Source organism: Clostridium coskatii (genome assembly GCF_001675205.1).
In the GTDB taxonomy this organism is placed as follows: Bacteria; Bacillota; Clostridia; order Clostridiales; family Clostridiaceae; genus Clostridium_B; species Clostridium_B ljungdahlii.
In genome coordinates this window covers 1-26,734 of record NZ_LROR01000102.1, presented here as the reverse complement: position 1 = coordinate 26,734, position 26,734 = coordinate 1, and the positions used below count along the sequence as shown (strand labels likewise).

The 26,734-nt window shown below is 31.5% G+C and carries 25 protein-coding genes; all 25 read left to right on the top strand.

Going from position 1 to position 26,734, the window contains the following annotated elements:
- Nucleotides 1-232: 232 nt before the first annotated feature.
- The 25 genes from CLCOS_RS20425 (at nt 233) to CLCOS_RS20305 (ending at nt 26,529) form a co-directional block, all read left to right on the top strand.
- Nucleotides 233-1,558 (top strand): gluconate:H+ symporter, encoded by a 1,326-nt coding sequence (locus CLCOS_RS20425; RefSeq protein ID WP_013237825.1) that lies wholly within the window; start codon nt 233-235, stop codon nt 1,556-1,558.
- Nucleotides 1,559-1,720: 162 nt separating this feature from the next.
- Entirely contained in the window at nt 1,721-3,241 is a 1,521-nt protein-coding gene (locus CLCOS_RS20420) for a gluconokinase (RefSeq protein WP_013237826.1), read from the top strand.
- A gap of 31 nt (nt 3,242-3,272) precedes the next feature.
- Nucleotides 3,273-4,196 carry a phosphoglycerate dehydrogenase gene (locus CLCOS_RS20415; RefSeq protein ID WP_013237827.1) on the top strand — a complete coding sequence of 308 codons (924 nt, stop codon included), beginning with the start codon at nt 3,273-3,275 and terminating at the stop codon, nt 4,194-4,196.
- Between the two features lie 23 nt (nt 4,197-4,219).
- The gene (locus tag CLCOS_RS20410; protein WP_023163072.1) at nt 4,220-4,867 is read left to right on the top strand and encodes a bifunctional 4-hydroxy-2-oxoglutarate aldolase/2-dehydro-3-deoxy-phosphogluconate aldolase; all 648 of its coding nucleotides are present in this window, start codon (nt 4,220-4,222) and stop codon (nt 4,865-4,867) included.
- Nucleotides 4,868-5,043: 176 nt separating this feature from the next.
- On the top strand, nt 5,044-7,206 hold the full coding sequence (locus tag CLCOS_RS20405) for a DctP family TRAP transporter solute-binding subunit (protein WP_063601632.1): 2,163 nt from the start codon (nt 5,044-5,046) through the stop codon (nt 7,204-7,206).
- Nucleotides 7,207-7,398: 192 nt separating this feature from the next.
- Nucleotides 7,399-8,274 carry a DegV family protein gene (locus tag CLCOS_RS20400; RefSeq protein ID WP_029702440.1) on the top strand — a complete coding sequence of 292 codons (876 nt, stop codon included), beginning with the start codon at nt 7,399-7,401 and terminating at the stop codon, nt 8,272-8,274.
- Nucleotides 8,275-8,456: 182 nt separating this feature from the next.
- Nucleotides 8,457-9,635: an ATP phosphoribosyltransferase regulatory subunit gene (locus CLCOS_RS20395; protein ID WP_013237831.1), complete on the top strand. Its 1,179-nt coding sequence runs from the start codon at nt 8,457-8,459 to the stop codon at nt 9,633-9,635.
- A 15-nt stretch (nt 9,636-9,650) separates the two neighbouring features.
- Nucleotides 9,651-10,310: an ATP phosphoribosyltransferase gene (gene hisG, locus CLCOS_RS20390; protein ID WP_063601633.1), complete on the top strand. Its 660-nt coding sequence runs from the start codon at nt 9,651-9,653 to the stop codon at nt 10,308-10,310.
- Nucleotides 10,311-10,321: 11 nt separating this feature from the next.
- Entirely contained in the window at nt 10,322-11,626 is a 1,305-nt protein-coding gene (gene hisD, locus CLCOS_RS20385) for a histidinol dehydrogenase (protein ID WP_013237833.1), read from the top strand.
- A gap of 30 nt (nt 11,627-11,656) precedes the next feature.
- Entirely contained in the window at nt 11,657-12,241 is a 585-nt protein-coding gene (gene hisB, locus CLCOS_RS20380; RefSeq protein ID WP_013237834.1) for an imidazoleglycerol-phosphate dehydratase HisB, read from the top strand.
- Nucleotides 12,242-12,364: 123 nt separating this feature from the next.
- Complete coding sequence (gene hisH, locus CLCOS_RS20375) at nt 12,365-12,973, top strand: imidazole glycerol phosphate synthase subunit HisH (RefSeq protein ID WP_013237835.1); 609 nt, start codon at nt 12,365-12,367, stop codon at nt 12,971-12,973.
- Nucleotides 12,974-12,998: 25 nt separating this feature from the next.
- Complete coding sequence (gene hisA / locus CLCOS_RS20370) at nt 12,999-13,712, top strand: 1-(5-phosphoribosyl)-5-[(5-phosphoribosylamino)methylideneamino]imidazole-4-carboxamide isomerase (RefSeq protein WP_063601634.1); 714 nt, start codon at nt 12,999-13,001, stop codon at nt 13,710-13,712.
- A gap of 28 nt (nt 13,713-13,740) precedes the next feature.
- Nucleotides 13,741-14,814, top strand: a complete 1,074-nt coding sequence (hisC, locus tag CLCOS_RS20365) for a histidinol-phosphate transaminase (RefSeq protein ID WP_063601635.1) — start codon at nt 13,741-13,743, stop codon at nt 14,812-14,814.
- Between the two features lie 4 nt (nt 14,815-14,818).
- The gene (gene hisF / locus CLCOS_RS20360) at nt 14,819-15,580 is read left to right on the top strand and encodes an imidazole glycerol phosphate synthase subunit HisF (protein WP_063601636.1); all 762 of its coding nucleotides are present in this window, start codon (nt 14,819-14,821) and stop codon (nt 15,578-15,580) included.
- Between the two features lie 22 nt (nt 15,581-15,602).
- Nucleotides 15,603-15,932 carry a phosphoribosyl-AMP cyclohydrolase gene (gene hisI, locus CLCOS_RS20355; RefSeq protein WP_063601649.1) on the top strand — a complete coding sequence of 110 codons (330 nt, stop codon included), beginning with the start codon at nt 15,603-15,605 and terminating at the stop codon, nt 15,930-15,932.
- Between the two features lie 20 nt (nt 15,933-15,952).
- Nucleotides 15,953-16,288 (top strand): phosphoribosyl-ATP diphosphatase, encoded by a 336-nt coding sequence (gene hisE / locus CLCOS_RS20350; protein WP_063601637.1) that lies wholly within the window; start codon nt 15,953-15,955, stop codon nt 16,286-16,288.
- A 494-nt stretch (nt 16,289-16,782) separates the two neighbouring features.
- On the top strand, nt 16,783-17,412 hold the full coding sequence (locus CLCOS_RS20345; RefSeq protein ID WP_242866942.1) for a phosphatase PAP2 family protein: 630 nt from the start codon (nt 16,783-16,785) through the stop codon (nt 17,410-17,412).
- A complete protein-coding gene (locus CLCOS_RS20340; RefSeq protein WP_063601638.1) occupies nt 17,358-18,053 on the top strand; it encodes a response regulator transcription factor in 696 nt (231 codons plus the stop codon). Before CLCOS_RS20345 ends, CLCOS_RS20340 begins: the two co-directional genes overlap by 55 nt.
- The gene (locus tag CLCOS_RS20335; RefSeq protein ID WP_063601639.1) at nt 18,043-19,554 is read left to right on the top strand and encodes a sensor histidine kinase; all 1,512 of its coding nucleotides are present in this window, start codon (nt 18,043-18,045) and stop codon (nt 19,552-19,554) included. The genes CLCOS_RS20340 and CLCOS_RS20335 overlap by 11 nt, the downstream gene beginning before the upstream one ends.
- A gap of 83 nt (nt 19,555-19,637) precedes the next feature.
- Complete coding sequence (locus CLCOS_RS20330) at nt 19,638-20,231, top strand: hypothetical protein (protein WP_063601640.1); 594 nt, start codon at nt 19,638-19,640, stop codon at nt 20,229-20,231.
- Between the two features lie 118 nt (nt 20,232-20,349).
- On the top strand, nt 20,350-21,273 hold the full coding sequence (locus CLCOS_RS20325) for an AEC family transporter (protein ID WP_082853573.1): 924 nt from the start codon (nt 20,350-20,352) through the stop codon (nt 21,271-21,273).
- Nucleotides 21,274-21,287: 14 nt separating this feature from the next.
- A complete protein-coding gene (locus CLCOS_RS20320; RefSeq protein ID WP_063601641.1) occupies nt 21,288-22,061 on the top strand; it encodes a histidinol phosphate phosphatase in 774 nt (257 codons plus the stop codon).
- Between the two features lie 3 nt (nt 22,062-22,064).
- Complete coding sequence (locus tag CLCOS_RS20315) at nt 22,065-22,559, top strand: flavin reductase family protein (RefSeq protein WP_063601642.1); 495 nt, start codon at nt 22,065-22,067, stop codon at nt 22,557-22,559.
- A 354-nt stretch (nt 22,560-22,913) separates the two neighbouring features.
- Nucleotides 22,914-25,478 carry a glycyl radical protein gene (locus CLCOS_RS20310; RefSeq protein ID WP_063601643.1) on the top strand — a complete coding sequence of 855 codons (2,565 nt, stop codon included), beginning with the start codon at nt 22,914-22,916 and terminating at the stop codon, nt 25,476-25,478.
- A 118-nt stretch (nt 25,479-25,596) separates the two neighbouring features.
- A complete protein-coding gene (locus CLCOS_RS20305) occupies nt 25,597-26,529 on the top strand; it encodes a glycyl-radical enzyme activating protein (protein ID WP_063601644.1) in 933 nt (310 codons plus the stop codon).
- Nucleotides 26,530-26,734: the final 205 nt, after the last annotated feature.

Here is a 26,734-nt window from a genome sequence, read left to right as displayed (position 1 = left end):
AAAATATATGAATGATATACTGTTTATAAAAGAAATATTCTTCATGTATTTTATATGTAAACGTATATTTAAAGTGATTATGAAAAAAATTTTTTTAAGGAGGATGATCTATGTTTTAAATCAAGTTATTGAATTAAGGATCAAAGACAACATTGTATAGACAAGCATTATATATTTAAAAATTGTGTAAACGGTTTAAAAGAAAAATATTATGCAAAAGGGGAGTTGAATTATGCCTTTATTAATAGTTGCCTTAGGAATATTATTATTGCTAATTCTTATGATGAAATTTAAAGTAAATGCAATCATTTCATTGATAGTTGTTTCAATTGCTGTTGGTATAATGGAAGGAATGCCTTTACCAACGGTAGCTACTTCAATTGAGAAGGGAGTTGGATCTACATTAGGTAGTCTTGCATTATTACTGGGATTTGGTGCTATACTTGGAAAACTCATGACTGATTGTGGTGGAGCACAAAGAATAGCAATGACACTTATAAATAAGTTTGGCAAGAAAAGAATACAAGCTGCTGTTGTATTAACTGGTTTTATAGTTGGTCTTGCAATGTTTTATGAAGTTGGTTTCGTTTTGCTGATACCATTGGTATTTACTGTAGCATTAGAAGCTGATCTTCCTGTTCTTTATGTAGGAATTCCTATGGCAATAGCACTTTCTGTTACTCATGGATTTTTACCGCCGCATCCTGGACCAACAGCTATAGCTAGTGTTTACAAGGCAGATCTGGGTAAGACTCTTATATATGGTATTATTGTGGCAATACCAACAGTAATAATTGCCGGTCCTCTTTTTACGAAGTTTATAAAATGTGATAAAAAAGTAAGCGATTTGCCAAAAGGTTTGTTTACTGCAAAGATATTTAAAGAAGAGGACATGCCTGGTTTTGGAATAAGTGTATTTACAGCTTTAACTCCAGTAATTTTCATGGCATTGAATGCTATTGTAAAGCTTACTTCACTTAAAGATACTGTTTTTGCTAAATTTACTGGTTTTATTGGAGAACCAACAATTGCACTTTTATTGTCAGTATTAATTGCAATATATACTTTTGGTTTAGCTAGGGGCAGGAAGATAACTGATATTATGAAAACTTCCGAGGAATCAGTAAAGACTATAGCTGTAATAATGTTTGTAATAGCAGGTGGTGGAGCATTTAAACAGATACTAATAGATAGTGGTGTAGCTGGTTATATAAAGGTTTTAATGAGTGGAAGTACTATTTCACCAATACTTATGGCATGGCTCATAGCTGTTGTAATAAGGCTTGCAGTAGGATCAGCTACGGTTGCTGGAATGACTGCAGCAGGAATGGTATTACCGATTATAACAGCAACACATGCAAGCCCTGAACTTATGGTTCTTGCAACTGGAGCAGGAAGCTTGTTTTGCTCACACTTGAATGATGCTGGATTCTGGATGGTTAAGGAATACTTTGGGTTAACGGTTCCTGAGACTTTGAAAACGTGGTCAGTAGCGGAAACAATCCTTTCGGTTTGTGGTTTGATAGGTGTTTTACTATTAAATATGGTTGTCGGATAAAATAGGACAATCCGTAGAATTCTAGAAATAGATAATTCTTATGTTTATTCCAATGATTCTTATTTAATTTAAAGATAGGTTATATCAATTAGAATCGGTTTAAAATATCATATTTAATTCAGTAAGATATAGAATTTTATAAAATTAAGAAGGTGTAGTAACTTGAGTGAAAGGGTTTATTTGGGAATCGATATTGGAACTAGTGGGATAAGATCAAATGTATTTGATATAAAAGGTAATCAAATAGGTTTTGATTATAAAGAATATCCGACTATTTGTACTGAACGAGGAATGTTAGAACTCGATCCTGATGTTGTATTTAAATCACTTATAGAAGTAGTTAAGAATTCTATTGATAAATGCAATTTATCATTTAATGATATAAGATCTATTGGTATGAGTTCTCAGATGCACAGCTTTCTTGCAGTAGATAGAAATGGAAATAATCTTACAAACGTTATTACATGGGGTGATACAAGGTCTATAGATGAAGCAAGATTTATAGAAAAAAATTATGATTGCAATAAATTGTACAGAAAAACTGGCTGCAGGGTACAACATCCAATGTATCCTCTGAGCAATATACTATGGGTTAAAAATAAAATGCCGCAAGTTTTTAAAAATACTTATAAATTTGTCACTATCAAAGAATATATTATTTTTAAACTGAGTGGTAAATTTGTAATTGATGTTACGGATGCTTCAGCAATGGGTTGTCTGAATATAAATAATTTTCAGTGGGATGAATATATTTTAAAAAATATATTGCAAATAGATTCAGATAGATTTGGTGAAGTCAAGGAATGCACCTATGTAGTGCCAGGCATTAAAAGTGAATATGCACGGCAAATGGGAATAAAAATTGATACGCCGTTAGTAATAGGATCAGGCGATGGAATAATGGCAAATATAGGATGCGGGGGCTTTGATGATACATCAATGTCATGTACAATTGGCACCAGTGGAGCTTTGAGGATTGCTGTAAATAAACCACTTTTTGATGAAGAACAGAGGACGTGGTGTTACTGTTTTACTAAAGATACATGGGTAGCCGGTGGAGCAATAAATAATGGAGGAATAGTTCTCAAGTATTTTAGAAACCAATTTAGACAGCAGTTTGAAAAAGAAGCTTCTGAAGCTAAATATGATAATATTTATCACCTTTTTGATTACTATGCTTCACAGATAGATCCTGGGAGCAATGGATTGACCTTTTTACCATTTATAACAGGAGAGAGAGCACCTGGTTGGAATGCAGATGCAACTGGGTCATTAGTTGGATTAAGGTTTATGCATGATAAAAGACATATTATAAGAGCATCTATGGAAGGCGTTATTTATAATATGTATTCAATATACAGGATGATAGAAAAAATTGATGGTAATGTCCAGCAGATAATTGCAAATGGCGGATATGCAAATTCAGATATATGGTTGCAAATTCAGGCAGATATTTTTAATAAAGAAATAGCAGTTGCAGGAATAACAGAAGCTTCTGTTTTTGGAGCAGCGTATACCGGAATGGTGGCTGTGGGAGACATAAAAAGTTTGAAGGATCCCATACCTAAGATGAAACCTGTTAAAGTGATAAAACCAAATAGTAAAAATGTTGAAGTCTACAAGGATATGTATAAAAGATTTTTAAATTACTATACAGCTATTTTGGGAAAACAATTATTTTAATTGTGTAAGTATTGGAAAAGAGGTAGTAAATATGGGAAAGATATTAATTACGCCAAGGTCATTTGGTAAGCATAGTAAGAAGCCTTTTGAATTACTTAAGCAAAGAGGATTTGAACTTGTTGTAAATCCATATGGGAGAATTTTGACTCAAGATGAAATGATTAAAGAAGTTGCGGATGTAGATGGGATTATTATAGGAGTAGATCCATTAAATGCTGAAGTTTTAAAACATGCAAAAAAATTGAAAGTAATATCAAAATATGGTGTTGGAACTGATAATATTGATCTTAATTATGCAAAAAACAACAATATAACTATAACTATAACAAAAGGAGCAAATTCAGATGCAGTTGCTGATTATGCATTTGCACTTATGATTTCAGTTGCAAGAAAAATTGTAACGATAGACAGAGGCTGCAGAAAACTTGATTGGAGTAAAGTTACAAGTATTGGCATGTATGGAAAAACACTTGGATTAATTGGACTTGGAAATATAGGTAAAGGAGTCGCAAAGAGAGCTAAGGGTTTTGACATGAAAGTTTTAGCTTATGACGTGTACAAAGATATGAATTTTGCTTCTAGAAATAATGTACAGTACGTAACTATTGAAAAAATATTAAAGGAAGCTGATTTTATTAGTATTCATCTTCCACTTACTAAAGAAACCAAATATATAATTGGAGAAAAAGAGTTAAACATGATGAAAGAAAATGCGGTGATAGTAAATACTGCGAGAGGTGGATTAATAGATGAAAATGCACTATATGATGCATTGAAAAATAATAGAATTTGGGGTGCAGGTATAGATGTTTTTGAACAGGAGCCACCTAAAAATAAAGAACTACTTGATTTGAACAATATAGTTGTAGGTTCACATTGTGCAGCATCAACCTTTGAGGCAGTTGACAATATGGGAATTATGGCAGCAAACAATATTATTGAAAATATAAAATAAAGATTATAAAGGGGAATTAGACAATGAATAGGGTTAGGACAATAATGAAACTGGCGCAGCAAGGAGTTGTAGCAGTAATAAGAGCAGATTCGAAAGAACAGGGACTCAAAATAGTTGATGCTGTAAAAAAAGGTGGCATCAAGATGCTTGAAATTACAATGACTGTGCCGGGTGCAATAGACATAATAAAAGAACTTGCTGAGCATTATAAAAATGAAGATGTAGTGATAGGTGCTGGAACCGTACTTGATGCAGAAACTGCAAGGGCTTGTATACTTGCAGGAGCAAAATATATAGTTAGTCCAAGCTTTAATGCAGATGTTATTAAGTTATGCAATAGATATCGTATTTTAGTAATGCCTGGTGCCATGACTGTAAAAGAGGCAGTTGAAGGTTTGGAAGCAGGAGCGGAAATAATAAAGATCTTTCCGGGAAGTGTTTTCGGACCTCAAATAATTAAAGCTTTTAAAGGACCTATTCCACAGGGTAATTTCATGCCTACAGGTGGAGTGAATTTAGGTAATGTAAAGGAATGGATAAAATCAGGAGCTATAGCTGTAGGAACGGGTGGAGATTTGACAAAAGGCGCTAAAACAGGTGACTATGAATTGGTAACTGAAACTGCAAAGAAATTTGTACAGGCAGTGAAAGAAGCAAAGGAAGGTAAATAGAATAATAATTTCCTATAATAAATTATAGGTATTTATCACCCCTAACATATTTATTTTGTAAATATGTTAGGGGTGTTGCTGACAGTACATGTTAAGACATAAATCGACTTTTAATAAATATAATTTACAATAATAGTTAATAATTATATATAAATGATTCGGGGTGTTGATGTCTTATGCAAAAAAATTACTTAAAAATTTTTTCAGCAATATCAGTTATATTACTAATTGTATTGTTGATTCGCATGATTATCTTTGATTTTAATTTGTGTAATATAATTATTGCATTTTTTGTTTTGGTTCTGTACTTTATCAGTTTCATTAAATTACATCGTATTGCTAAATCTCTAAAGAATGTCTGTAAACAAGTTTCAAATATAAAAGGAGGAGATTTGACGGTTGCGATTGAGTCCAGGTCAAATGATGAGCTGGGTATGATAGGAAATTCAATTAATATTATGCTTGAAAATTTACGTAACCTGTTGAGTTTGATCAACGATGAGGCAGAAGAAATGTCTAAAAAAAGTGTGGAATTTGCATCAGTATCTGATGAAACAAACCGCGGCATAAAAGTAATTTCAGCCACAATATCTGAAATTGCTGCAGGGTCTCAAGAAACTGGTGGGATGGCAGTTGAAGCTGCAAATAAGAATAGTCAAGTTTTTGAACTGGCCGAGAATACTGCAGAAGAGTCGAAAAAAGTACTTGAAAGTACGCGAAATGTTCTTCAATCGGCAAAAGAAGGACAAATGTTAATTGAAAAATCAGTATCAGTAATAAATGATATATCCAGTGTTACCGACAATAATACAAAACTTGGTAATGAATTAAAAGGTAAATCAACTGAGGTAAGTGGAATTGTTGATCTAATAAATAGCATTTCAGATCAAACTAATTTGTTGGCGTTAAATGCTGCGATTGAGGCAGCAAGAGCGGGAGAACACGGCAAGGGATTTGCAGTTGTAGCTGAGGAAGTTCGCCAATTATCCAATCAGTCACAGCAGGCAGCAAAAAGAATAAATAAAATAATAGAAGGCATGCTTTTAGATACGTCACAAGTAGTTAAGGCATTTGAAATTATGAGTAAAAGTACTGTCTCGGGTGTAGATACTATAAATAAAGCAAAGTGTAATTTTGAAAGTATTATAAGCAGCATTGAAAAATCAAGGGAAAAACTACAGCAAGTGGTTACTCATGCGAATAATCAATCAAAAGCTACCAATGATTTGATGTCTACAGTGCATAATGTAGCTGCTATTGCGGAAGAATCTTCAGCTTCCACGCAAACTGTATCTGAAAATAGTGAACAAATTTCTAAATCAGTCGCTTCAATAGCTGGAAATGCAAAGAAACTTTCAAATATGGCCGGCAATTTGGAGCAGGCACTTTTCAAATTTAAGTTTTCAAATGTGAGAACTCTCAGAGTCGGCTTTGAAATGACGAACAATTCTATATGTTATGCCGGTATGGAGAGATTTGGACATGAACTGGAAAAACATACCAATGGCCGATATAAACTTAAGATTTACCATAGTGCACAACTTGGAACAGGTATGGATATGATAGAGATGTTAGGTAAAGGTACTCTTGAAATGACATATCCGTCGTTTTCAACATTGGCTTGCTTTGACAAGAGATTTATGATATTTGATTTTCCTTTTATATTCAAAAATGAGCATATAGCAGACAAAGTACTTAATGGTACTTTTGCAAGAAAGTTATTAGATATGCTTGAGGAGTATGGATTTTATGGACTTGCATTTGCTGAAAATGGTTTCAGGGATACTACCAATTCTGTACGTCCCATAACAAAGTTAGAAGATATTAAAGGTTTAAGAATCAGGACAATGGAAAATGATTTGCATATTGATACATGGAAGTATTTAGGTGCAGAACCTGTACCACTTCCTTATGCAAAATTATATAATGCAATGCGTAAAAAGGAAATAGATGGACAAGAGAATCCTGTTACGGCAATTTACGGTGATAGATTTGACGAGGTTCAAAAATACTTGACATTGACCCATCATGTATATTCACCATTCGTACTTATGTATTCAAAAAAATTGTGGGATACGGTTCCGGAAAACGACAAAAAAATCATTATAGAATGTGCTAAAGAAGGAGCACTTTATACTACAGAGGCTAATAGAAAGAGAGTTGACAGATGTTTATCGGAGTTAAAATCCAGAGGAATGAAAGTTGATTCTATAAGTCGGGATGAAATGGTTAAAATTAAGGATGCTGTCAAACCTGTTGTTGATAAATACAAAAATGAAATCGGTAAAGAATTAGTAAAAGAGCTATTTGATGAGATTGAAAAAGCTGAAGGAATATAGAAAGTAGTTTCTATTAATTTTTAGATTATACTTAAACACTATATTAAAATATAGCCTTTAACTTTAAAGAAATTCTATAACTGGCAAATTCACATATGTTAGTGTGGTCAATATACTGTATTTTTGATATAATATTATATGGAAACATATGTAAAAGGACTATAATGTAAATAACATATTATATTGGGGGAGATGTTGGTGACAGTACCTATAATCATGACGGATGCATCCTGTGATTTGCCAGGAAGTTTTATGGAAAAAAATAATATACCATTTTTGGGGTTGATGTGTCACTTTAAAAGCAAAGATTATGAGGATGATTTTGGTAAATCCTTAAGCTATGAGGAATTTTATAAGGGCCTTGAAAATGGAGAAATGCCATATACATCACAGATAAATGAATACAGGTTTACTGAAAAATTTAGAGAATTGCTGAAACAGAAAAGACCTATCATATACATAGGAATGTCATCTGGAATAAGTGGAACTTTTAACAGCTCAAAACTAGCAAAGGATGCAATTTTAAGCGAATTTGAAGATGCAGATATAACATTGATAGATAGTAAAGGTTCTTCTATTGGACTTGGAATTTTAGTATACTATGCTTGTAAAATGGCACAGCAAGGTTTAAGTAAAGATGAGATTGTAAATTGGGTAAACAATAATAGGCTAAAGATGAATTATTGGTTTGTGGTAGAGGATTTAAAGCATTTAAAGAGAGGTGGCAGAATATCTTCATCTAAAGCTGTCATAGGTACTCTTTTGGATGTAAAGCCTATTATATATATTGAAAATCAAGGAGAACTTAAAAATGTAACCAATGTTAGGGGAAGAAAAAAAGCTATAAAATACCTGGTAGAAAGATTTAGAGAAAGAGCCTTAGATGATAAAAATCAGGTTATAGGTATATCTCATGGAAATTGTATAGAAGACGCCAAGCTTTTAAAAAATATAATAGAGAGAGAATTTCCAAATAATAAATTTATCATAAACACGTTGGGTATGGGTATGGCTACTCACTGCGGCAGCGGAATGCTTTCACTTTGTTTTTTGGGAAATAAAAGATGATTGTATTGATTAAATGAATATGGTAAATATAAGAAATTACTACTGTATTTAAATTCAGTAGCAATTTTTTTTTGCAAAACATATTGAAATTTTATAAATTAACTGTTATTATATCAATAACGTTTAATTTATCACTACATCGAATTAAAGCGATACTGTAATAAAATAAGGAAGTGATACTTGTGACTAATTGGAAAAAATATATACCTGAGGGAACAAAGGATATTTTGTTTAATGAATGTGCGGAAAAAGTGAAGATAGAAAATATATTAAAAAAAATCTATATACAAAGTGGATTTATGGAAGTAAAGTCACCAACATTAGAATTCTATGATGTGTTTAATGGGGAAAATGCAACTTTACCGCAGGAAAAAATATATAAATTGATTGATAACCAGGGAAGAATTTTAGCTTTGAGGGCAGATATGACTACCCCTATTGCTAGAATCGCAGGTACAAAATTGAAGGAAGTAGTTCATCCTCTAAGACTTTGTTATACTTCCAATGTGTATAGAGTCAGCGAAAGTTTAAATGGAAAAAATAGTGAGATAACTCAATCTGGTATTGAAATAATAGGCATAGAAGGTATCGGAGGAGACGCTGAAGTTATAGTAACAGGAATAAAGGCACTTTTAAGCTGTGGACTTGAGAATTTTAAAATAGAACTTGGACATGCAGAATTATTTAAAGCACTAGTAGATGGTGTAAATTTGGATTATGAAGAAAGAGAGAAACTTAGAAAGAGTATAAATAATAAAAATTTTACTGCTTTAAATAACATACTTCTTGAAAACAAAGATAAATTTGAAGAAAGCTCTTTAAAGTCTTTGGAAGAACTTCCTAAGTTATTTGGAGGGATGGAGGTAATTGAAAGAGCCTCTCATCTTATGGAAGATAACAAGAGAGCATTGAAGGCTTTAGAAAGTATAAAAAAGGTGTATGAGATTGTAAAAAGTATTGGTTTTGAAAAATATCTAGCTCTTGATTTAGGAATGGTACACAACATAGATTATTATACTGGCATAATATTTAGAGGTTATACTCATGGATTTGGAGGAAATATATTAAGTGGAGGAAGATATGACAATTTGATAGCTCAATTTGGAGATAGTCAGCCTGCTACAGGATTTGCCATGGATGTAGATGGAATAATCACTTCACTTGAAGAAAATGGACAGTTGTGTTGTGAAAAAAATACTAAGGTTCTTGTATATTATGGGGGAGAAAGTTTTGGAAAAGCTTATGAAAAGGCTGAAAGCTTAAGAAATCAGGGTATAGTTACAGAGTTAAGTCCTTTTAGAGATGAAAGTGAAGCAAGAAAATATGCAGAGAAAAAAAATATGGAATTCACAAAAATATAGGAGCGTAGAATTGATATGTCAAATATGAAGAGGGTAAAAATAGCTTTAACTAAGGGCAGAATTGAAAAAGAAGCTGTAAATATATTTCAAAAGTCAGGTATAGATTGTAGTGAAGTTATAAATAAAGGAAGAAAGCTTATATTTCACAATGAAGAAGACAATATAGATTTTGTGCTTGTGAAGGCTCCTGATGTACTTACTTATGTAGAACATGGAGTAGTTGATGTTGGCATAGTTGGAAAAGATACTTTACTGGAACAAAATAAAGATTTTTATGAGGTACTGGATTTGGGTTTTGGAAAGTGTAAATTTTCTGTAGCAGGACCTAAAAATTCTAATTTTTATTCCGGGTATAATAGAAAAAAGATTGCTACAAAATATCCCAACGTAGCTAGAAATTATTTTAGAAAATTGGGACAGGATGTGGAGATCATAAAAATAGAAGGTTCTGTGGAATTGGCTCCTATACTGGGACTAGCAGATGCCATAGTTGATATAGTAGAAACTGGAACTACTTTAAAAGAAAACGGACTTGTAGTTTATGAAAATATATGTGACATAAGTGCCAGAATGGTAGTAAATGTAGCTAGTATGAAGATGAAGAAAAATGAAATAGAGCACATAATAAATAGAATTCAAATGCAGATAAGGGTAGGAGACATATTGACAAATTAGGAGGAAAATTCATGGAAGATAAAATTGTAAAGACAGTATATTTAGATACGGAAGAAGGAAGCAAATATTTAAAAAATTTTAGAAATATAGAAGAGAGTATACAGGAAGATGTAACTTTAAAAGTTTCTAAAATACTTGAAGATATAAAGAAAAATGGAGATGAGGCTCTTCTAAAATATACAAATTTATTTGATAGTAAAGAAGTTACTAAAAGCAATATAAAAGTGACACAAGAAGAAATAAAAAAGGCTTATGAGTTTGTAGAAGATGAGTTTATAGATGCATTAAAAACTGCAGCGGAAAACATAAAATTTTTCCATGAAAAGCAGAAGAAAACCTCCTGGATAATTACAAAAGAAGAAGGAGTAGTACTTGGACAGCAAATTAGAGCACTGGAGAATGTAGGAATATATGTACCAGGGGGAACAGCTGCATATCCATCCTCAGTTTTAATGAATGCAATTCCTGCAAAAGTAGCAGGGGTTAAAAATTTGCAAATGGTAACTCCACCTTCAGAAGATGGAAGTATAAATCCTAATATTTTAGTAGCTGCTGATATAGCTGGAGTAGATGAAATATATAAGGCGGGAGGAGCACAAGCTGTAGGAGCGCTGGCTTTTGGAACAGAAAGTATTTCTAAAGTGGATAAAATAGTGGGACCTGGGAATATATTTGTAGCTATGGCAAAAAAGAGCGTATATGGCCAGGTAGATATAGATATGATAGCAGGGCCAAGTGAAATACTTATAATTGCAGATGAGAGGGCAAAAGCAAAATATGTGGCAGCAGACTTGATGTCACAAGCAGAACATGATGTACTTGCATCTGCAGTACTTGTTACAACTTCGAAAGAATTGGTAGTAGAAGTGAAACTGGAACTTGAAAGACAAGTACAATCTTTGGAAAGAAAGGATATAATACTAAAATCTCTGAAAGATCGCGGAGCCATAATTATAGTAGACAGCATAGAAGAAGGCATAGATGTGGCAAACGAAATAGCTCCAGAACATCTGGAATTATGTGTTGAGGATCCTTTTTCTATACTTGGAGATATAAAAAATGCAGGTTCCATATTTATGGGTGATTTTGCACCGGAACCTCTTGGGGATTATATGGCAGGACCAAATCATATACTTCCGACAAGCGGAACAGCTAGGTTTTTTTCTCCACTTTCTGTAGATGATTTTATAAAAAAATCAAGTTTTACTCGTTATTCCAGGAAGGCTCTTTCAAAAATAGGAGACAAAATTATAAAGTTAGCAGAAACAGAAGGGCTTACAGCTCATGCAAATTCAATAAAAGTTAGAACTAAATAGTAAATATTTCATTAAAAGAAGGTGTTTTGTTTGAGGATAGGAGAACTTTCTAGAAAGACCTATGAAACTGATGTGAAGGTAAAAATAAATTTAGATGGTAGTGGAAAGTACAATATAGATACGGGAATAGGCTTTTTTAATCATATGTTGTGCATGATAGCAAAACATGGGATGACAGATCTTGATATAGCTGCAAAAGGTGATCTTGATGTGGACTTTCATCATACCATGGAGGATATAGGAATTGTCATGGGGAAATGTATAAAAGATTCCTTGGGAGATAAAAAAAATATAAAAAGATATGGAACATTTTTTATACCAATGGATGAGAGTCTTTCGATGGTATCTATAGATTTGAGTGGCAGACCTTATTTAGTATTTGATGCTGATTTTAAAACTGAAAAGGTAGGAGAAATGGATACGGAATTGGTAGAAGAATTTTTTAGGGCAGTTGCTTTTAATGCAGAAATGACACTTCATATAAAAGTAATCTACGGAAAAAATACACACCATATGATAGAAGGAATATTTAAGGCATTTGGTCATGCACTTAAAGAGGCAGTATGTATAGATAGAAGTATAAATGGAATAATGTCTACGAAAGGAACTATATAAATAGTTAAAAATTAGGAATTAATAATTAATAGTGAGTAGAAAGTTGATGGAGATTTTTCTTCACTATGTTACGAAAATTATCCATAATTGTGCATTGTGCATTGAAGAAAGGGGTGTGTAAAATTGATTTCCATTGTAGATTATGGTATGGGAAATTTAAAGAGTGTTCAAAAAGCACTTAAATATATAGGAACAGATAGTAAAATAACTTCAGATCAGCGTGAAATAGAAAAAAGTGAAGCAATTATACTTCCTGGGGTAGGTGCATTTCCCGAGGCTATGAAGAATTTGAAAAAGAGAAATTTAGATAAAGTGCTAAAAAAGGAAGCAGGAAGAGGAAAGCCTTTTATGGGAATATGCCTTGGAATGCAGCTTTTATTTGACATAGGAGAAGAAATAGAAGAGTGTGAAGGATTAGGTCTGATACCAGGAAAAATAACAAAGTTATATGGGGATATAAAGATACCACATATGGGGTGGAATAATTTAGTAATAGATAAACAGTGTAAAATTTTAGAGGATGTACCTAAAAATAGCTATGTATACTTTGTGCATTCATTTTATGGAGAATTAAAATTTAAAGAAAATTTAAATGCCTATAGCACTTATGGAGAAATAAATATACCAGCTGTTGTAAGTAAAGATAATGTTTATGGAGCTCAGTTCCATCCAGAAAAAAGTGGTGACGTAGGTATTGAAATGCTCAAAAATTTTGTAAAGATAACAGCTTAATTGGATAATTTAAGGGGGCTTTTATATGTTGATACTTCCAGCGATAGATTTAAGAAATGGAAAATGTGTTAGATTGTATCAAGGAAAATTTGAAAAATCGGAGATAGTAGGAGAAGACCCGGTAAAGGTAGCACTGAGCTTTAAAAAAAGCGGTGCAGAGTATATTCATATGGTGGATTTAGATGGGGCACTTGATGGAAAAATAAAAAATATAGAAGTCATATCAAAGGTAATAGACGCCATTAAGATTCCAGTAGAACTTGGTGGAGGTATAAGAGATATAAAAACCATAGATATGCTTATAGAAATAGGAATATCAAGAGTAATACTTGGAACTGCAGCTTTAAAAAATCCTGATTTTGCAAAAGAAGCACTAAAAAAATATGGAGAAAAAATAGCAGTGGGAATAGATGCAAAAAATGAGAAAGTTGCAGTAAATGGATGGCTTAATGTAAGCAGTGTCCATTACATAGATTTTGCAAAACGAATGGAGGACATAGGAGTCAAAACTATCATTTTTACAGACATAAGTAAAGACGGAACGCTAAAGGGACCTAATTTAGATCAACTCTTTAAAATTCAAAACAGTGTAAGCTGCAGGATAATAGCTTCTGGCGGAATAAAAAATATAGACGATTTGAAGGATATAAGTAAAATGGATATTTACGGTGCTATTACAGGCAAAGCTATATATTCTGGAAACATAGATTTAAAAGAAGCCATAGAAATTTGCAAATAAAAAATTACAGTAGAAGGTGGAATGAATCATGAGTAAGTATTGGAGCGAAATCACAAAAAGTGTAGAACCTTATGTGTGTGGTGAACAGCCTAAGGATAAAAAATATGTTAAATTGAATACAAATGAAAGTCCTTATCCACCGTCCCCTAAGGTAATTGAGGCAATAAAAAATGCTGCAGATGAAGACTTGAGGTTGTACCCAGATCCAGATTGCGATAAGTTAAGGGACGTTATTTCCAAATATTATGGCTTAAATAAAAATCAAATTTTTATAGGAAATGGATCTGATGAAGTTCTGGCTATGTCTTTTCTAACTTTTTTTAATAAGGATGAAACTATAATTTTTCCGGATATAAGTTACAGTTTTTATCCTGTTTATGCTAATTTATATAATCTAAATTATAAGCTTGCAAAATTAAATGAAGATTTTTCAATTCCATTTAAGGAGTTTCTAACTGAAAACGGAGGAATAGTAATTCCCAATCCAAATGCACCTACAGGAAGATGTCTTGAAACCAAAAAAATTGAAGAAATTTTAAAATATAATCAAAATAAAGTAGTCATAATTGATGAAGCTTATGTGGATTTTGGAGGAAACTCTGTAGTAGGTCTTATAAAAAACTATGCTAATCTTTTGGTAGTACAGACATTATCTAAATCACGTTCTTTAGCTGGAATTCGTGTGGGATTTGCACTTGGACAAGAAGAACTTATAAATGGACTGAATAGAATAAAAAATTCATTCAATTCCTATACTGTAGACAGAGTTTCAAATGCAGCAGCAATAGCAGCTTTTGAAGACCAGGATTATTTTGAAAAATGTGTTAGTAAAGTAATAAATACCAGAGAAACAACTGTAAATAAATTAGAAAAAATGGACTTTAATATCATACCTTCAAAATCCAATTTCATTTTTATAAGCCATGCAAAATATGCTGCAAAAGAACTTTTTATAAAGTTAAGGGAAAAAGGAGTTCTTGTAAGATATTTTAACAAGGATAGAATAGACAATTACTTAAGGGTAAGTATAGGATCAGATGAAGATATGAAATTTTTTATAGATAAAATTAAAGAAATAATAGATGAGATAGAGAGGAGCTAAGATTTTGCTTACAAAAAGAATAGTTCCATGTTTAGATGTGAATATGGGAAAGGTTGTTAAAGGAATAAACTTTGTTGACCTACAAGATGTAGGAGATCCTGTTGAAATAGCTGAACACTATAATAGACAAGGAGCAGATGAAATAGTATTTTTGGATATTACAGCTACCCATGAAAAGAGAAAAACCATAATTGATTTAGTAGAAAGAACTGCAGAAAAAGTGTTCATACCACTTACAGTAGGTGGTGGAATATCTCAGATAGATGATTTTAAAAATATACTTAGGGCAGGTGCAGATAAAATATCAATAAATTCTTCTGCTATAAGGAATTCTAACTTAATATATGAGGCAGCAGACAAATTTGGATCACAATGTGTAGTAGTTGCAGTGGATGCTAAAAAAAGGGATTCAGGAGATGGTTGGGATGTATTTGTAGAAGGCGGAAGAAAAAATACAGGAATAGATGCATTAAAGTGGATTAAAAAGGCAGAAAGTTTAGGTGCAGGTGAAATACTTTTAACTAGTATGGATGCAGATGGTACTAAAAATGGATATGATATAGAACTTACAAGAACTGTAACTAATCTGGTAAATATTCCAGTAATAGCTTCAGGAGGATGCGGTTCTTTAAACGACTTCTATGATGTATTTAATGATGCAGGAGCAGATGCAGCACTTGCAGCTTCACTTTTCCATTATGGAGAGCTTACTGTAGGAGAAGTTAAACAATATTTAAAAACTAAGGATATACCGGTGCGGGTATAAAAATATGAACAAAGGTGAAAATATGGAAAGAGAAATTTTGAAGAACATAGATTTTAAAAAAGGGAAGGGACTTGTACCTACAATTGTCCAGGACTTTCAAAACGGAGAAGTACTTATGATGGCGTATATGAATGAGGAGTCGTTAAAAAGAACGCTGGAAACAGGAAAGACCTGGTTCTTTAGTAGATCTCGAAATGAGCTTTGGAACAAGGGAGCTACATCAGGTCATTATCAAAATGTAAAAAGTATAAGTGTGGACTGCGATTATGATACAATTTTAATAAAAGTTGAGCAAATAGGAGCAGCTTGTCACACAGGAAACAGGAGCTGTTTTTATAGAAAATTATATTAAATTGAAGGGGGAATATTTTTATGGAATTTCAAAGTATATTGGAGCAATTAAGTAAAGTTATAGAGGAGAGGAAAGTAGATCCTATAGAAGGTTCTTATACCAGTTACTTATTTAAAGAAGGAATAGATAAGATATTAAAAAAGGTAGGGGAAGAAAGTGCAGAAGTTATAATTGCAAGCAAAAACAATGATAAAAAAGAGGAAGTTTATGAAATATGTGATTTGATATATCACCTTTTAGTTTTAATGTCAAATCAAAATATAACTTTAGACGACTTATCAGAAGAGCTTGGTAAAAGAAGACAGAAAATATGCAATAAAAAGCCTGAAAGAAAAATCATAGAAGGAATACACTAGTATAGAGTTTCTAAACGAAAAATCAACGTATGCTGCGAATATTTTTACAGCCACAAGTACGTTAAATATTTTGATACGTCTAATTAGAAAATTTACAAAAACCTAAGGACCTTTGAAAACTCGTACCTCAGACAATTCAAAAGTCCTAAGTTTTTTTATAAATTTTCTACTAAGACGTATACACAAAATATTTAAATGTACTTGCTTATTGTAAAATATTTCTACGCATACGTTGATTTTTAAGTTAGAAAATTTATAAAAGTAAGCTGTGCTTGAATGTAAAGAGTGCAGTTTACTTTTTTTCATTAGGAGGTAAATGCTAAATAGTTATATAACTTAAGAAATTTTTAAGAATTTAGTTAACAAATATTAAGAAATTTTTTCTATAATAATAAGTATAGAATGTTATATAATAATTTTAGAAAGTTAGGTATTCAAATTTGAGAGTTGGTGTTGCATTGAAGCGTTTAAAGTTAAATTTACTACCATTGAGTTTGCTACTAATTATACCTGCGATAAATGTGTCTTATGGTTTACTAAATAATACAATTAGAGGATGTCATAGTTTAGTTACTAGTTTGGATATGGCCATTCCATTTATAAAACAATTTATAATTGCATATTGGATGTGGTTTCCGTTTATGTTTATATCGCTAGTATATCTGTGCTTTAATTATAGAAATAGCTATTATAAATGCGTAATAACTATGGTTATAGGTATGATTACATGTTATATAATCTATTTTTTCTTTCAGACCATGGTACCAAGACCTGTTGTTAGTGGAAATGATATTTTTTCCCGTGCTGTAAGATTTACCTATAGCTGGGATAAACCTTTTAATTGTTTTCCAAGTATACATGTGCTTGCAAGTTATATAATAATGATGGCATCAAGAAAATTAGATAAAAAACCTTTTATAAAATTTGCTATGAATTTTATAGGCATATCTGTAATAGTATCTACCCAATTTGTAAAACAGCATGTGATTTTAGATGCGATCTTTGCTATACTATTGGCAGAGATAATCTATAGGTTTGTTGCTGGTTTCATTTTGGAAAGGGGACTAATATGGAAAAAGAAATTGTGTTGGTGGTTGACGATGAAAAAGAAATTAGAGACTTAGTTGAGATATATTTAGTAAATGAAGGGTACAAAGTATTAAAGGCTTCCAACGGTTTAGAAGCTTTGCAGATTTCAAATGATAATGAAGTCGATTTAGTAATTTTAGATGTAATGATGCCCCAAATGGATGGAATTGAAGTTTGTATGAGAATGAGAAAAAGTAAAAATATGCCTATAATAATGTTGTCAGCTAAAAGCCAAGATTTAGACAAAATATTAGGTCTTACTACTGGAGCGGATGACTATGTAGTAAAACCTTTTAATCCTCTGGAACTTGTAGCTAGGGTAAAATCTCAGCTGAGAAGATATAAAAGACTAAATATACCTAAAAAAGTTGACCAGGAAGTAATTGAAGTAGACGACTTAGTGATAAACACTAAAAATCATCAAGTAAAAGTTGGTAATAAGGATATAAAGCTCACTCCAAGGGAATTTGAAATTTTAGAACTTTTATCTTCAAATAGGGGTGTAGTGTTTAGTATAGAGAAAATTTATGAATCTGTATGGAAACAGGATTTTTTTGAATCTGATAATACTGTAATGGTACATATAAGAAAAATAAGAGAAAAGATAGAGGAAAATCCTAGAAGACCTCGTTTTATAAAGACCATTTGGGGGGTGGGATATAAAGTTGAAAAATGATTTTAAAATATCTTTAGAATCTAGCTTGAGTAAAATGAAAAACAGTATAAGGCTGGAGCTTATAGTTGTATTTGCCCTCTGTTTTGTCACGTCTGCTGCACTTGGAAAAGTAGCAGGCGTTTTTTTACAAAATAGGAATATCACTGCTAGGATAGATTATAGTAAGGGTATAGATAGGATGTCTGTAAATGGCAATTTAATAGGGGATGAAATAAAGAGCAAAAGTATAAGTATAGATGATAAGGATAAAATACAAAAAATTATAGATAGTTGTAATGACACCTCGGATTTGGAAAAGATAATGATTACGGATTTAAACGGAAAGGTTTTGTACAAATCAAATAATGCAGATGAAACGCAAATAGATGTATATACTACTATAAAAAATTCTATAAAAAATTCTCTTGAAATGATGAAAAATATTCAAAACATATATGGAACTAATAAAGGTAATGAAATAAGTAGAAATAGAGAATATATCAGCTTTTATCCTATAAATTTTAGTGATGGAAAAGCCTATTTAGTCATTAAGGGTATGCCACAATATGAAATAATTTATGAAAAAAGATACAATCCCATTCCCGGGACCATTGTATCTTTTATATCATTTCTAACCATGTTTTATTTTATAACTAATAAAAAAATGAAATATATAGAAAATATATCTTCTGGACTTATAGAAATATCAAGGGGAAATTTAGATTATAGAATAAAGAGTCAGGGAAGAGATGAATTGGCTTTGTTGTCAAATAATATAAATTTCATGGCAGAAGAACTAAATAATAAAATGAAAGTTGAAAGGGAAGAGGAGAGAATAAAAAATGAACTCATAACGAATGTATCTCATGATTTAAGAACACCACTTACTTCTATTAAAGGATATTTAGCGCTTATTAAAGATAAAAGATATGAGGATGAAACACAAATGAAACAATATATTAATATTGCTTACAATAAAGCTGAAAAGCTAGAAGAATTAATAAATGATCTGTTTGAATATACTAAACTTACCAATAATGCAGTTAATTTAAATAGGCAGATTATATCCTTAAATGGATTGCTAGAGCAGCTTGTAGAAGAATTGGTTCCGATTTGTGAAGAGACAGGGGTAACTATTACAAGAAGCTTTCCAAAACGCAAATTTCTTGTTTATTTAGATCCGAATAAAACTGCAAGAGTATTTGAAAATTTATTTATAAATGCTATAAGATATAGTATAAAACCGGGAGATGTAGAAGTTTTATTAAAAGAAGAAAAAGGCACTGCAGTAATCTCTATAAAAAATAAGTGTGAGCCTGTAAGTAAAGAAGAAGTTAATAAGTTATTTGATAGGTTTTATAGAGTGGATAAATCAAGGTCTTCCAATACAGGAGGAAGTGGGCTTGGACTTGCTATTGCTAAAAGTATAGTGGAAATTCAAGGTGGAAAAATAAAGGCAGAATATTCTTCTGGTTATATAATATTTGATGTAATTTTTAATTTGGCAGATAGTAGGGCATAGAAACAATATTTTACACGAATTACATTCAAATTTTTATTCTAATGGATTATAATATAAATATGGCTTTTAAAGGAGGAATATAAATGGATAAAATCACCTTGTTAGATGAACTGGTAGAAGTAGCTGCAAAACCTGTACTTCAGGCCAGAAATTATTGGCATGCTAGTGTGTACAATGTTTTAAAGGCAAAGAAGGATTCTATAAATGATGACAACAAATATTTTTTAGAATTAAAGGCTGATATTTTGAGTATAAAAAGACTCTGGAAGGAAGAACTAGATACTCTACATTCTTGGGGTAAAAAACAGGATATGCCTTCTACATCAGAAATAAGTGAAACAATTTCAAATATGGAAAAGAAATGTGAGACAGAAGTATTAAATGGAAAAGCGGTTTTTAAAAATGGAGATGAACCAGATAAAGATGATTTAGAGTTTCTAGAGAGATATAGTTCCATAAAAAACATAAATGAAAGATTGACATGTATGGAAGAAGATTATCTGTATTGTCGTATAAGGGATTATATAGTATTGAATATATATCAATTTTTATCTCAAAATATGGAATTTGCAATTAATATATTAAAAGACGACACTGATGAGGTTATAAAAAAAATGTCGGATTTAATTTCAAAGTATGCAGATATGGGAATGTATGCTGACATGGAGGAAGATTAATATTAATGTACTTAAATCTAGGGGCAGCGTAAGGTATTTTTAAAGAAATAATTGTTAGGGTATTGTTATGAGGATGTGTTGGTAGATTTCTTTTAAATGCCTAATTAGGGGGAAAATTTTGATCGTCAGAGTAATAAACCAGGTAATAATTTTATCACTTATGATGCTTATAGGAGTCTTTGCAAAAAAGAAAAATATAATAACTGAAGAAGGAGAAAAAAGTCTATCGAGTTTTTTAGTTAATATAACTCTTCCGTCACTTCTCATTACTTCCTTTAACTATAGATATTCAGAAAAGATGATTGCTAATGCAGAAAGTATATTTTTGTATTCAATTATTATTCATATAGTAATTATATTGTTGAGTAAAGTTTGTGCTTATAAATATGAAGACAAAGTAAAGAAAGTAATGAGATTTATTATTATATTTTCTAACAGTGGATTTATGGGATATCCAGTATTAGAGGGACTTTTTGGCAAGGTGGGAATTTTTTATGGAGCGATTTTTAATATACCTCTCAACATATTTATGTTTAGTGTAGGAATTGCCATATATACAGGTAAAAATGATATTAAAAATATAAAGAATGTAATTTCTAATCCAGTTATAATTTCAACTATTGTTGGGTTTTTAATGTTTGTATTTTCTATAAAGCTTCCATATGTTGTAGATACAACGTTGAGTAGTGTAGGTTCCATGACTACACCGCTTTCTATGATTATAGTAGGAACTATGTTGGCAGGAGTGAAACTCAAAGATATCTTTTCGGGATTCCAGGTATATTATACTTCATTTATGAGATTGATATTAGTTCCTCTAGTTACTATTTTACTCTTAAAACTTATGAAGGCAGACAGTTTTATGATTCAAATATGTGCTGTAATTGAAGCAATGCCATCAGCTGTTCTAGCTTCTGTGCTTGCACAGCAGTATGGAGCAGATAGCAAATTGGCAGCTAGAAGCGTTTTTATAACTACTATAATTTCAATGGTTACTATCCCTATTGTGGTTATATGTATACAATTTCTAACTAAAGTTTGAAGGAGGGTTACATATTGTTTGATACACACGTACATACTAATTTTTCTACGGATTCTGATATGAAAATAGAAGAAGCTATAAAATCTGCAAAAGAAAAAAGTATATCTTTTATAATAACAGAACATATGGATATCAATTTTCCAAAAGAAGGTCTGTTTTGTTTTGACGTAGATGAATATTTAAACAAGTATTTAAAATATAGAAATGATAATCTACTTCTTGGCATAGAGCTTGGAATGAAGGAGGATTGTTTAGAAGAAAGCAGAAAGTTAATAAAGGATAATTCTTTTGATTATGTAATTGGATCTATACATTTAGTGGAGAATTTAGATCTCTATTATCCAGATTATTATGAGGGTAAAAGTAAAAAAGAGGCCTATTTTAAATATTTGCAAGATATGCTAGAGAATTTAAAACAATTTGAGTTTATAGATAGTCTGGGTCACATTGACTATATAGCTAGATATGCTAAATTTGAGGATAAAGAATTATACTACAGTGATTTTCCAGATATCATAGATGAGATATTTAAAGTACTTATAGATAAAGAAAAGTGCTTGGAGTTAAATACTAGAAGGCTTAAAAATCAGGGTTCAGTAAAAAATATAATAGCAATATATAAAAGATTTAATGAATTAGGAGGAAAATACATAACAGTAGGGTCTGATGCCCATAATTTAGAGTCTATGGGAAGTAATTTTAGAGAAGCAGTAGAAATTGCCAGAAGGTGTAATTTAAAAATAGTATATTTTAAAAATAGAAAAAAAGAGTATGATAAAGAGGTGTAGATTATGGATTTTACAAATAATTCGGCTGAAGTAATCAAGCAATTAAGTAAAGAAGGAGCCTTTCTTACAAGTAAATATAATGGAAAAGTGAATACTATGACAATAGGATGGGGAAATATAGGTTTTGTGTGGAGGAAACCTGTGTTCACTGTACTTGTGAGGCAATCAAGATATACCAAGGAATTTATAGAAAATAGCGGCAATTTTACAGTAAGTGTTCCTTTTAGCAGTGATATAAAAAAAGCTCTTGCAATATGTGGAACTAAATCTGGTAGGAATATAGATAAATTCAAGGTGTGTAATTTAAAGCTTAATTCAGGTAGAAGTGTAGATAGTCCAGTGATAGCAGGATGTGATATGTATTATGAATGCAAGATTATATATAAACAGGATATGAAAAAAGAACTTTTGACAAAAGAAGTAGATTCAAATTGTTATCCTGATGGAGATTATCATACAGTTTATTATGGAGAAATAGTAAATTGCTATGAAAAATAAAGTCTTCATTGTAAAGATATTTAATTTTCATAAGTAAAACACATACTGTATAAATACAATGATGGTTCATACATAGTATTTATACAGTATGTGTTTTATTTTTTAGTTAGAAACTATATAATTTAGATTTCTATTTTGCAGAATTAAAGTTATTAATTTAAAACTCCTCTACTGTAAGTAGAGGAATATTGTTGTGTAAATTTTTTATATATCAAAATAATACATCATATTCAAATCTATATAATACAAAAACAGGTCGAAATAATCAAAAAAAGATAGGAACTTTAAGAATAAAATGTAACTATGAAAATGATTAATAAAAGTTATATAAAATTAATTAAGGGGGTTGTTTAATTGAATGATGTTTTAAACAAACTTTATACTGCAAATCAAAGTAAAAGAATAGAAAAATTAACTAACGATTTATACTCGGTAACTCCTGAAATCGAAGCGCAAAGAGCAGTTTTAATAACGGAATCTTTTAAGGAAACTGAAGCTTATCCTATGATTATTAGAAGAGCTAAAGCTTTAGAAAAAATACTAAATGAAATGGATATAGTTATTCGTGATGAAGAACTTATTGTAGGAAATTTAACTAAAAAACCTAGAGCGGCTTCAATATTTCCGGAATTTTCAAATAAGTGGCTTTTGGAGGAATTTGATACTCTTGCAAAAAGAACTGGTGATGTATTTCTTATTAGTGAAGATGTAAAATCACAGCTTAGAGAAGTATTCAAATATTGGGATGGAAAAACAACAAATGAGCTTGCAACAGAGTATATGTTTTCAGAAACGAAGGAAGCAATGGAAGCAGGAGTATTTACTGTTGGAAATTATTACTTCAATGGTATAGGTCATATTTCTGTAGATTATGCAAAAGTATTATCTAAAGGATTTAACGGTATAATTGAAGATGCAGAAAGTGAAAAGGCTAAAGCAGATAAAGCAGATCCAGATTACATAAAGAAGGATCAGTTTTTAACAGCTGTAATCATAACTTCAAAAGCTGTTATTAAGTTTGCTAGACGTTTTGCTGAATTAGCTAGAAATTTAGCAAGTCAATCATTGGATTCACGAAGACGTGAAGAGTTAATGCAAATAGCTGAAAATTGTCAGTGGGTACCTGAAAGACCAGCTAGAACGTTTTATGAGGCTCTACAATCATTTTGGTTTGTACAATCTATTATTCAGATAGAATCTAATGGACATTCAATATCACCTATGCGTTTTGATCAATATATGTATCCTTATTTTAAAAAGGATATATCAAACGGACTTATTACACAAGAAAAAGCTCAAGAACTTTTAGATTGCCTATGGGTTAAGTTTAATGATGTTAATAAAGTTCGTGATGAAGGATCAACAAAAGCATTTGGTGGGTATCCAATGTTCCAGAACTTAATTGTAGGTGGGCAAACTATTGATGGAAGAGATGCTACAAATGAACTTTCATTTATGTGTCTTGAAGCTACTGCACATACCAAGTTACCACAACCGTCAATTTCAATAAGAGCTTGGAACAAAACTCCAGATGAGTTATTATTAAAAGCTGCTGAAGTAACTCGTTTAGGATTAGGTATGCCAGCTTACTATAATGATGAAGTTATCATCCCTTCTTTGACAAGTAGAGGTCTTACATTAGAAGATGCTAGAGATTATGGTATTATTGGGTGCGTAGAACCTCAAAAAGGTGGAAAGACTGAAGGATGGCATGATGCTGCATTTTTTAATATTGTAAAGGTATTAGAGATAACTATAAATAATGGTATGGATAATGGAAAACAGATAGGATTAAGAACTGGAGACTTCACTTCTTTTACATCATTTGAGAAACTATTTGATGCGTACAAATTACAGATGGAATACTTTGTTAAACTCTTGGTTAATGCAGATAACAGTGTAGATTTAGCACACGGAGAGAGAGCGCCATTACCATTCTTATCTTCAATGGCAGACGATTGTATAGCTAGAGGAAAATCATTACAAGAAGGAGGAGCGCATTACAACTTTACGGGTCCACAAGGAGTAGGAGTTGCAAATGCAGCAGACTCGTTAGAAGCTATTAAGAAACTTGTTTTTGAAGATAAGAAGATAACTTTACAGGATTTAAAGAATGCGTTAGATACTAATTTTGGTGAATGTAAGAAAAGCCCAATGTCTGAACTTGCTAATAGCATAAATGAAGTGGGTGATATGAAAGGATTAACACCTGAAACTATATTGAAAGTTATTGAAAAATTATTATCAGAAGAAAAGAAAACCTCATTAGAAGGATTGGAACCGGGTAAAGATATTAACTTAGGTAGTTATGGAAATAAAGAGAGTATTCGCCAGATGCTATTAAATAGAGCACCTAAGTTTGGTAATGATATAGATGAGGTTGATGATTTAGCACGAGAAGCCGCATTAATTTACTGTAATGAAGTTGAAAAATACACTAATCCACGTAATGGTCAATTCCAACCAGGACTTTATCCTGTTTCTGCAAATGTTCCAATGGGATCACAGACAGGAGCAACACCAGATGGAAGAAAAGCTGGGGAACCACTAGCAGATGGTGTATCACCAGTTTCAGGAAGAGATGCAATGGGACCAACTGCAGCTGCTAATTCTGTTGCGAAAATAGACCATTGTAAAGCTTCAAATGGTACATTATTTAATCAAAAGTTTCATCCATCTGCTTTAGAAGGTCAGACTGGTTTACAGAATTTATCTTCTCTAGTAAGAACCTTTTTCGATGAAAAAGGATTACATGTACAATTTAATGTAGTAAGTAGAGAAACGCTTTTAGATGCTCAAAAGAATCCTGAAAATTATAGAAATCTGGTAGTACGTGTAGCCGGATATAGTGCTCACTTTACTTCTTTAGATAAGTCAATTCAGGATGATATTATAAAAAGAACAGAACATACTTTTTAGTTAGTTTGGTTTCATATATTTTGAGGAAGAGTTTTTACTACTTCCTCATTTTTAAATTAGTAAAAGAGAGTTAGTTGTAAAGTTTTTTATAGAGCAGCTTTTTATAGGAGGAAAAGTTATGTTGAATTATCAAGTGAATTTAGATAAAAAAGGAATTATTTTTGATATACAGAGATTTTCTGTTCATGATGGACCAGGAATTCGTACAATAGTCTTTTTTAAAGGCTGCCCGTTATCTTGTCGTTGGTGTAGTAACCCAGAATCTCAGTGTATGGAGCCACAAGTAATGTTTATTCCAAGCAAATGTATAGGATGTAAAAAATGCTATGAAGTTTGCAGTAATGGAGCAATAGATTTCAACCTTCCTTCTAGAGTTGATCAGAATAAATGTGTTAAGTGTGGTAAGTGTGTTGAGAATTGTTATGCTGGAGCTTTGAATTTAGCAGGAAACACGAGAACTGTAAAGGAATTGTTACTAGAATTGAAAAAGGATAACATATATTATAGACGATCTGGTGGTGGAATTACTTTATCAGGAGGAGAAGTAACAGCTCAACCTGAGTTTGCTGAAGAATTACTAAAAGGATGCAAACAAAATGGTTGGCACACAGCTATTGAAACCGCAGCATTTACATCTCAAAGTGTTTTAGAAAGGATGCTACCTTGGCTTGATTTAGTTATGCTTGATATTAAGCACATGGATGCAAATAAACATTTAGAGTATACAGGAAAGCCTAATGAATTAATCTTACAGAATGCAAAATTAATAGCTCAGTTTGGAGTTCAGTTAATAATAAGAGTACCTATTATTCCAGGAGTTAATAGCGATGAAAATAATATAAGAGCTACAGCTAATTTTGCAACTAGCCTTAAAAGTGTTAAAGAATTACATCTTCTACCATACCATCGTCTTGGTGAAAATAAGTATGAGTACTTAGGACATGATTATATAATGAAGGGTTTACAACCACCTACTAAAGAAGAAATAAATAAGCTTAAAGAACTAGTGGAAGAATGTGGACTAATATGTAAAGTTGGTGGAATTGACTAGTTCTAAATGGCAAATAGAGAGAAGTGTATTAAACATCGAGTTTTAATATACTTCTCTTATTAATTCGTCAGTAATTTTGAGAGTGTGAGACTTTTTCTGTAAATTAGCTTTCTATGATATTTTAGAAAGACAACTATGTAAAAAATTACTTCTGTCTTAATTTCAAATATATAATTTAAAAATGAGTATGTCAATAACGCCTAAG

Coding starts and splice junctions, on each gene's coding strand:
- CLCOS_RS20425 (WP_013237825.1), top strand. CDS start 233: ATGCCTTTATTAATAGTTGCCTTAGGAATATTATTATTGCTAATTCTT.
- CLCOS_RS20415 (WP_013237827.1), top strand. CDS start 3,273: ATGGGAAAGATATTAATTACGCCAAGGTCATTTGGTAAGCATAGTAAG.
- CLCOS_RS20410 (WP_023163072.1), top strand. CDS start 4,220: ATGAATAGGGTTAGGACAATAATGAAACTGGCGCAGCAAGGAGTTGTA.
- CLCOS_RS20405 (WP_063601632.1), top strand. CDS start 5,044: ATGCAAAAAAATTACTTAAAAATTTTTTCAGCAATATCAGTTATATTA.
- CLCOS_RS20400 (WP_029702440.1), top strand. CDS start 7,399: ATGTTGGTGACAGTACCTATAATCATGACGGATGCATCCTGTGATTTG.
- hisG (WP_063601633.1), top strand. CDS start 9,651: ATGTCAAATATGAAGAGGGTAAAAATAGCTTTAACTAAGGGCAGAATT.
- hisD (WP_013237833.1), top strand. CDS start 10,322: ATGGAAGATAAAATTGTAAAGACAGTATATTTAGATACGGAAGAAGGA.
- hisA (WP_063601634.1), top strand. CDS start 12,999: ATGTTGATACTTCCAGCGATAGATTTAAGAAATGGAAAATGTGTTAGA.
- hisC (WP_063601635.1), top strand. CDS start 13,741: ATGAGTAAGTATTGGAGCGAAATCACAAAAAGTGTAGAACCTTATGTG.
- hisI (WP_063601649.1), top strand. CDS start 15,603: ATGGAAAGAGAAATTTTGAAGAACATAGATTTTAAAAAAGGGAAGGGA.
- hisE (WP_063601637.1), top strand. CDS start 15,953: ATGGAATTTCAAAGTATATTGGAGCAATTAAGTAAAGTTATAGAGGAG.
- CLCOS_RS20340 (WP_063601638.1), top strand. CDS start 17,358: ATGGAAAAAGAAATTGTGTTGGTGGTTGACGATGAAAAAGAAATTAGA.
- CLCOS_RS20330 (WP_063601640.1), top strand. CDS start 19,638: ATGGATAAAATCACCTTGTTAGATGAACTGGTAGAAGTAGCTGCAAAA.
- CLCOS_RS20315 (WP_063601642.1), top strand. CDS start 22,065: ATGGATTTTACAAATAATTCGGCTGAAGTAATCAAGCAATTAAGTAAA.
- CLCOS_RS20305 (WP_063601644.1), top strand. CDS start 25,597: ATGTTGAATTATCAAGTGAATTTAGATAAAAAAGGAATTATTTTTGAT.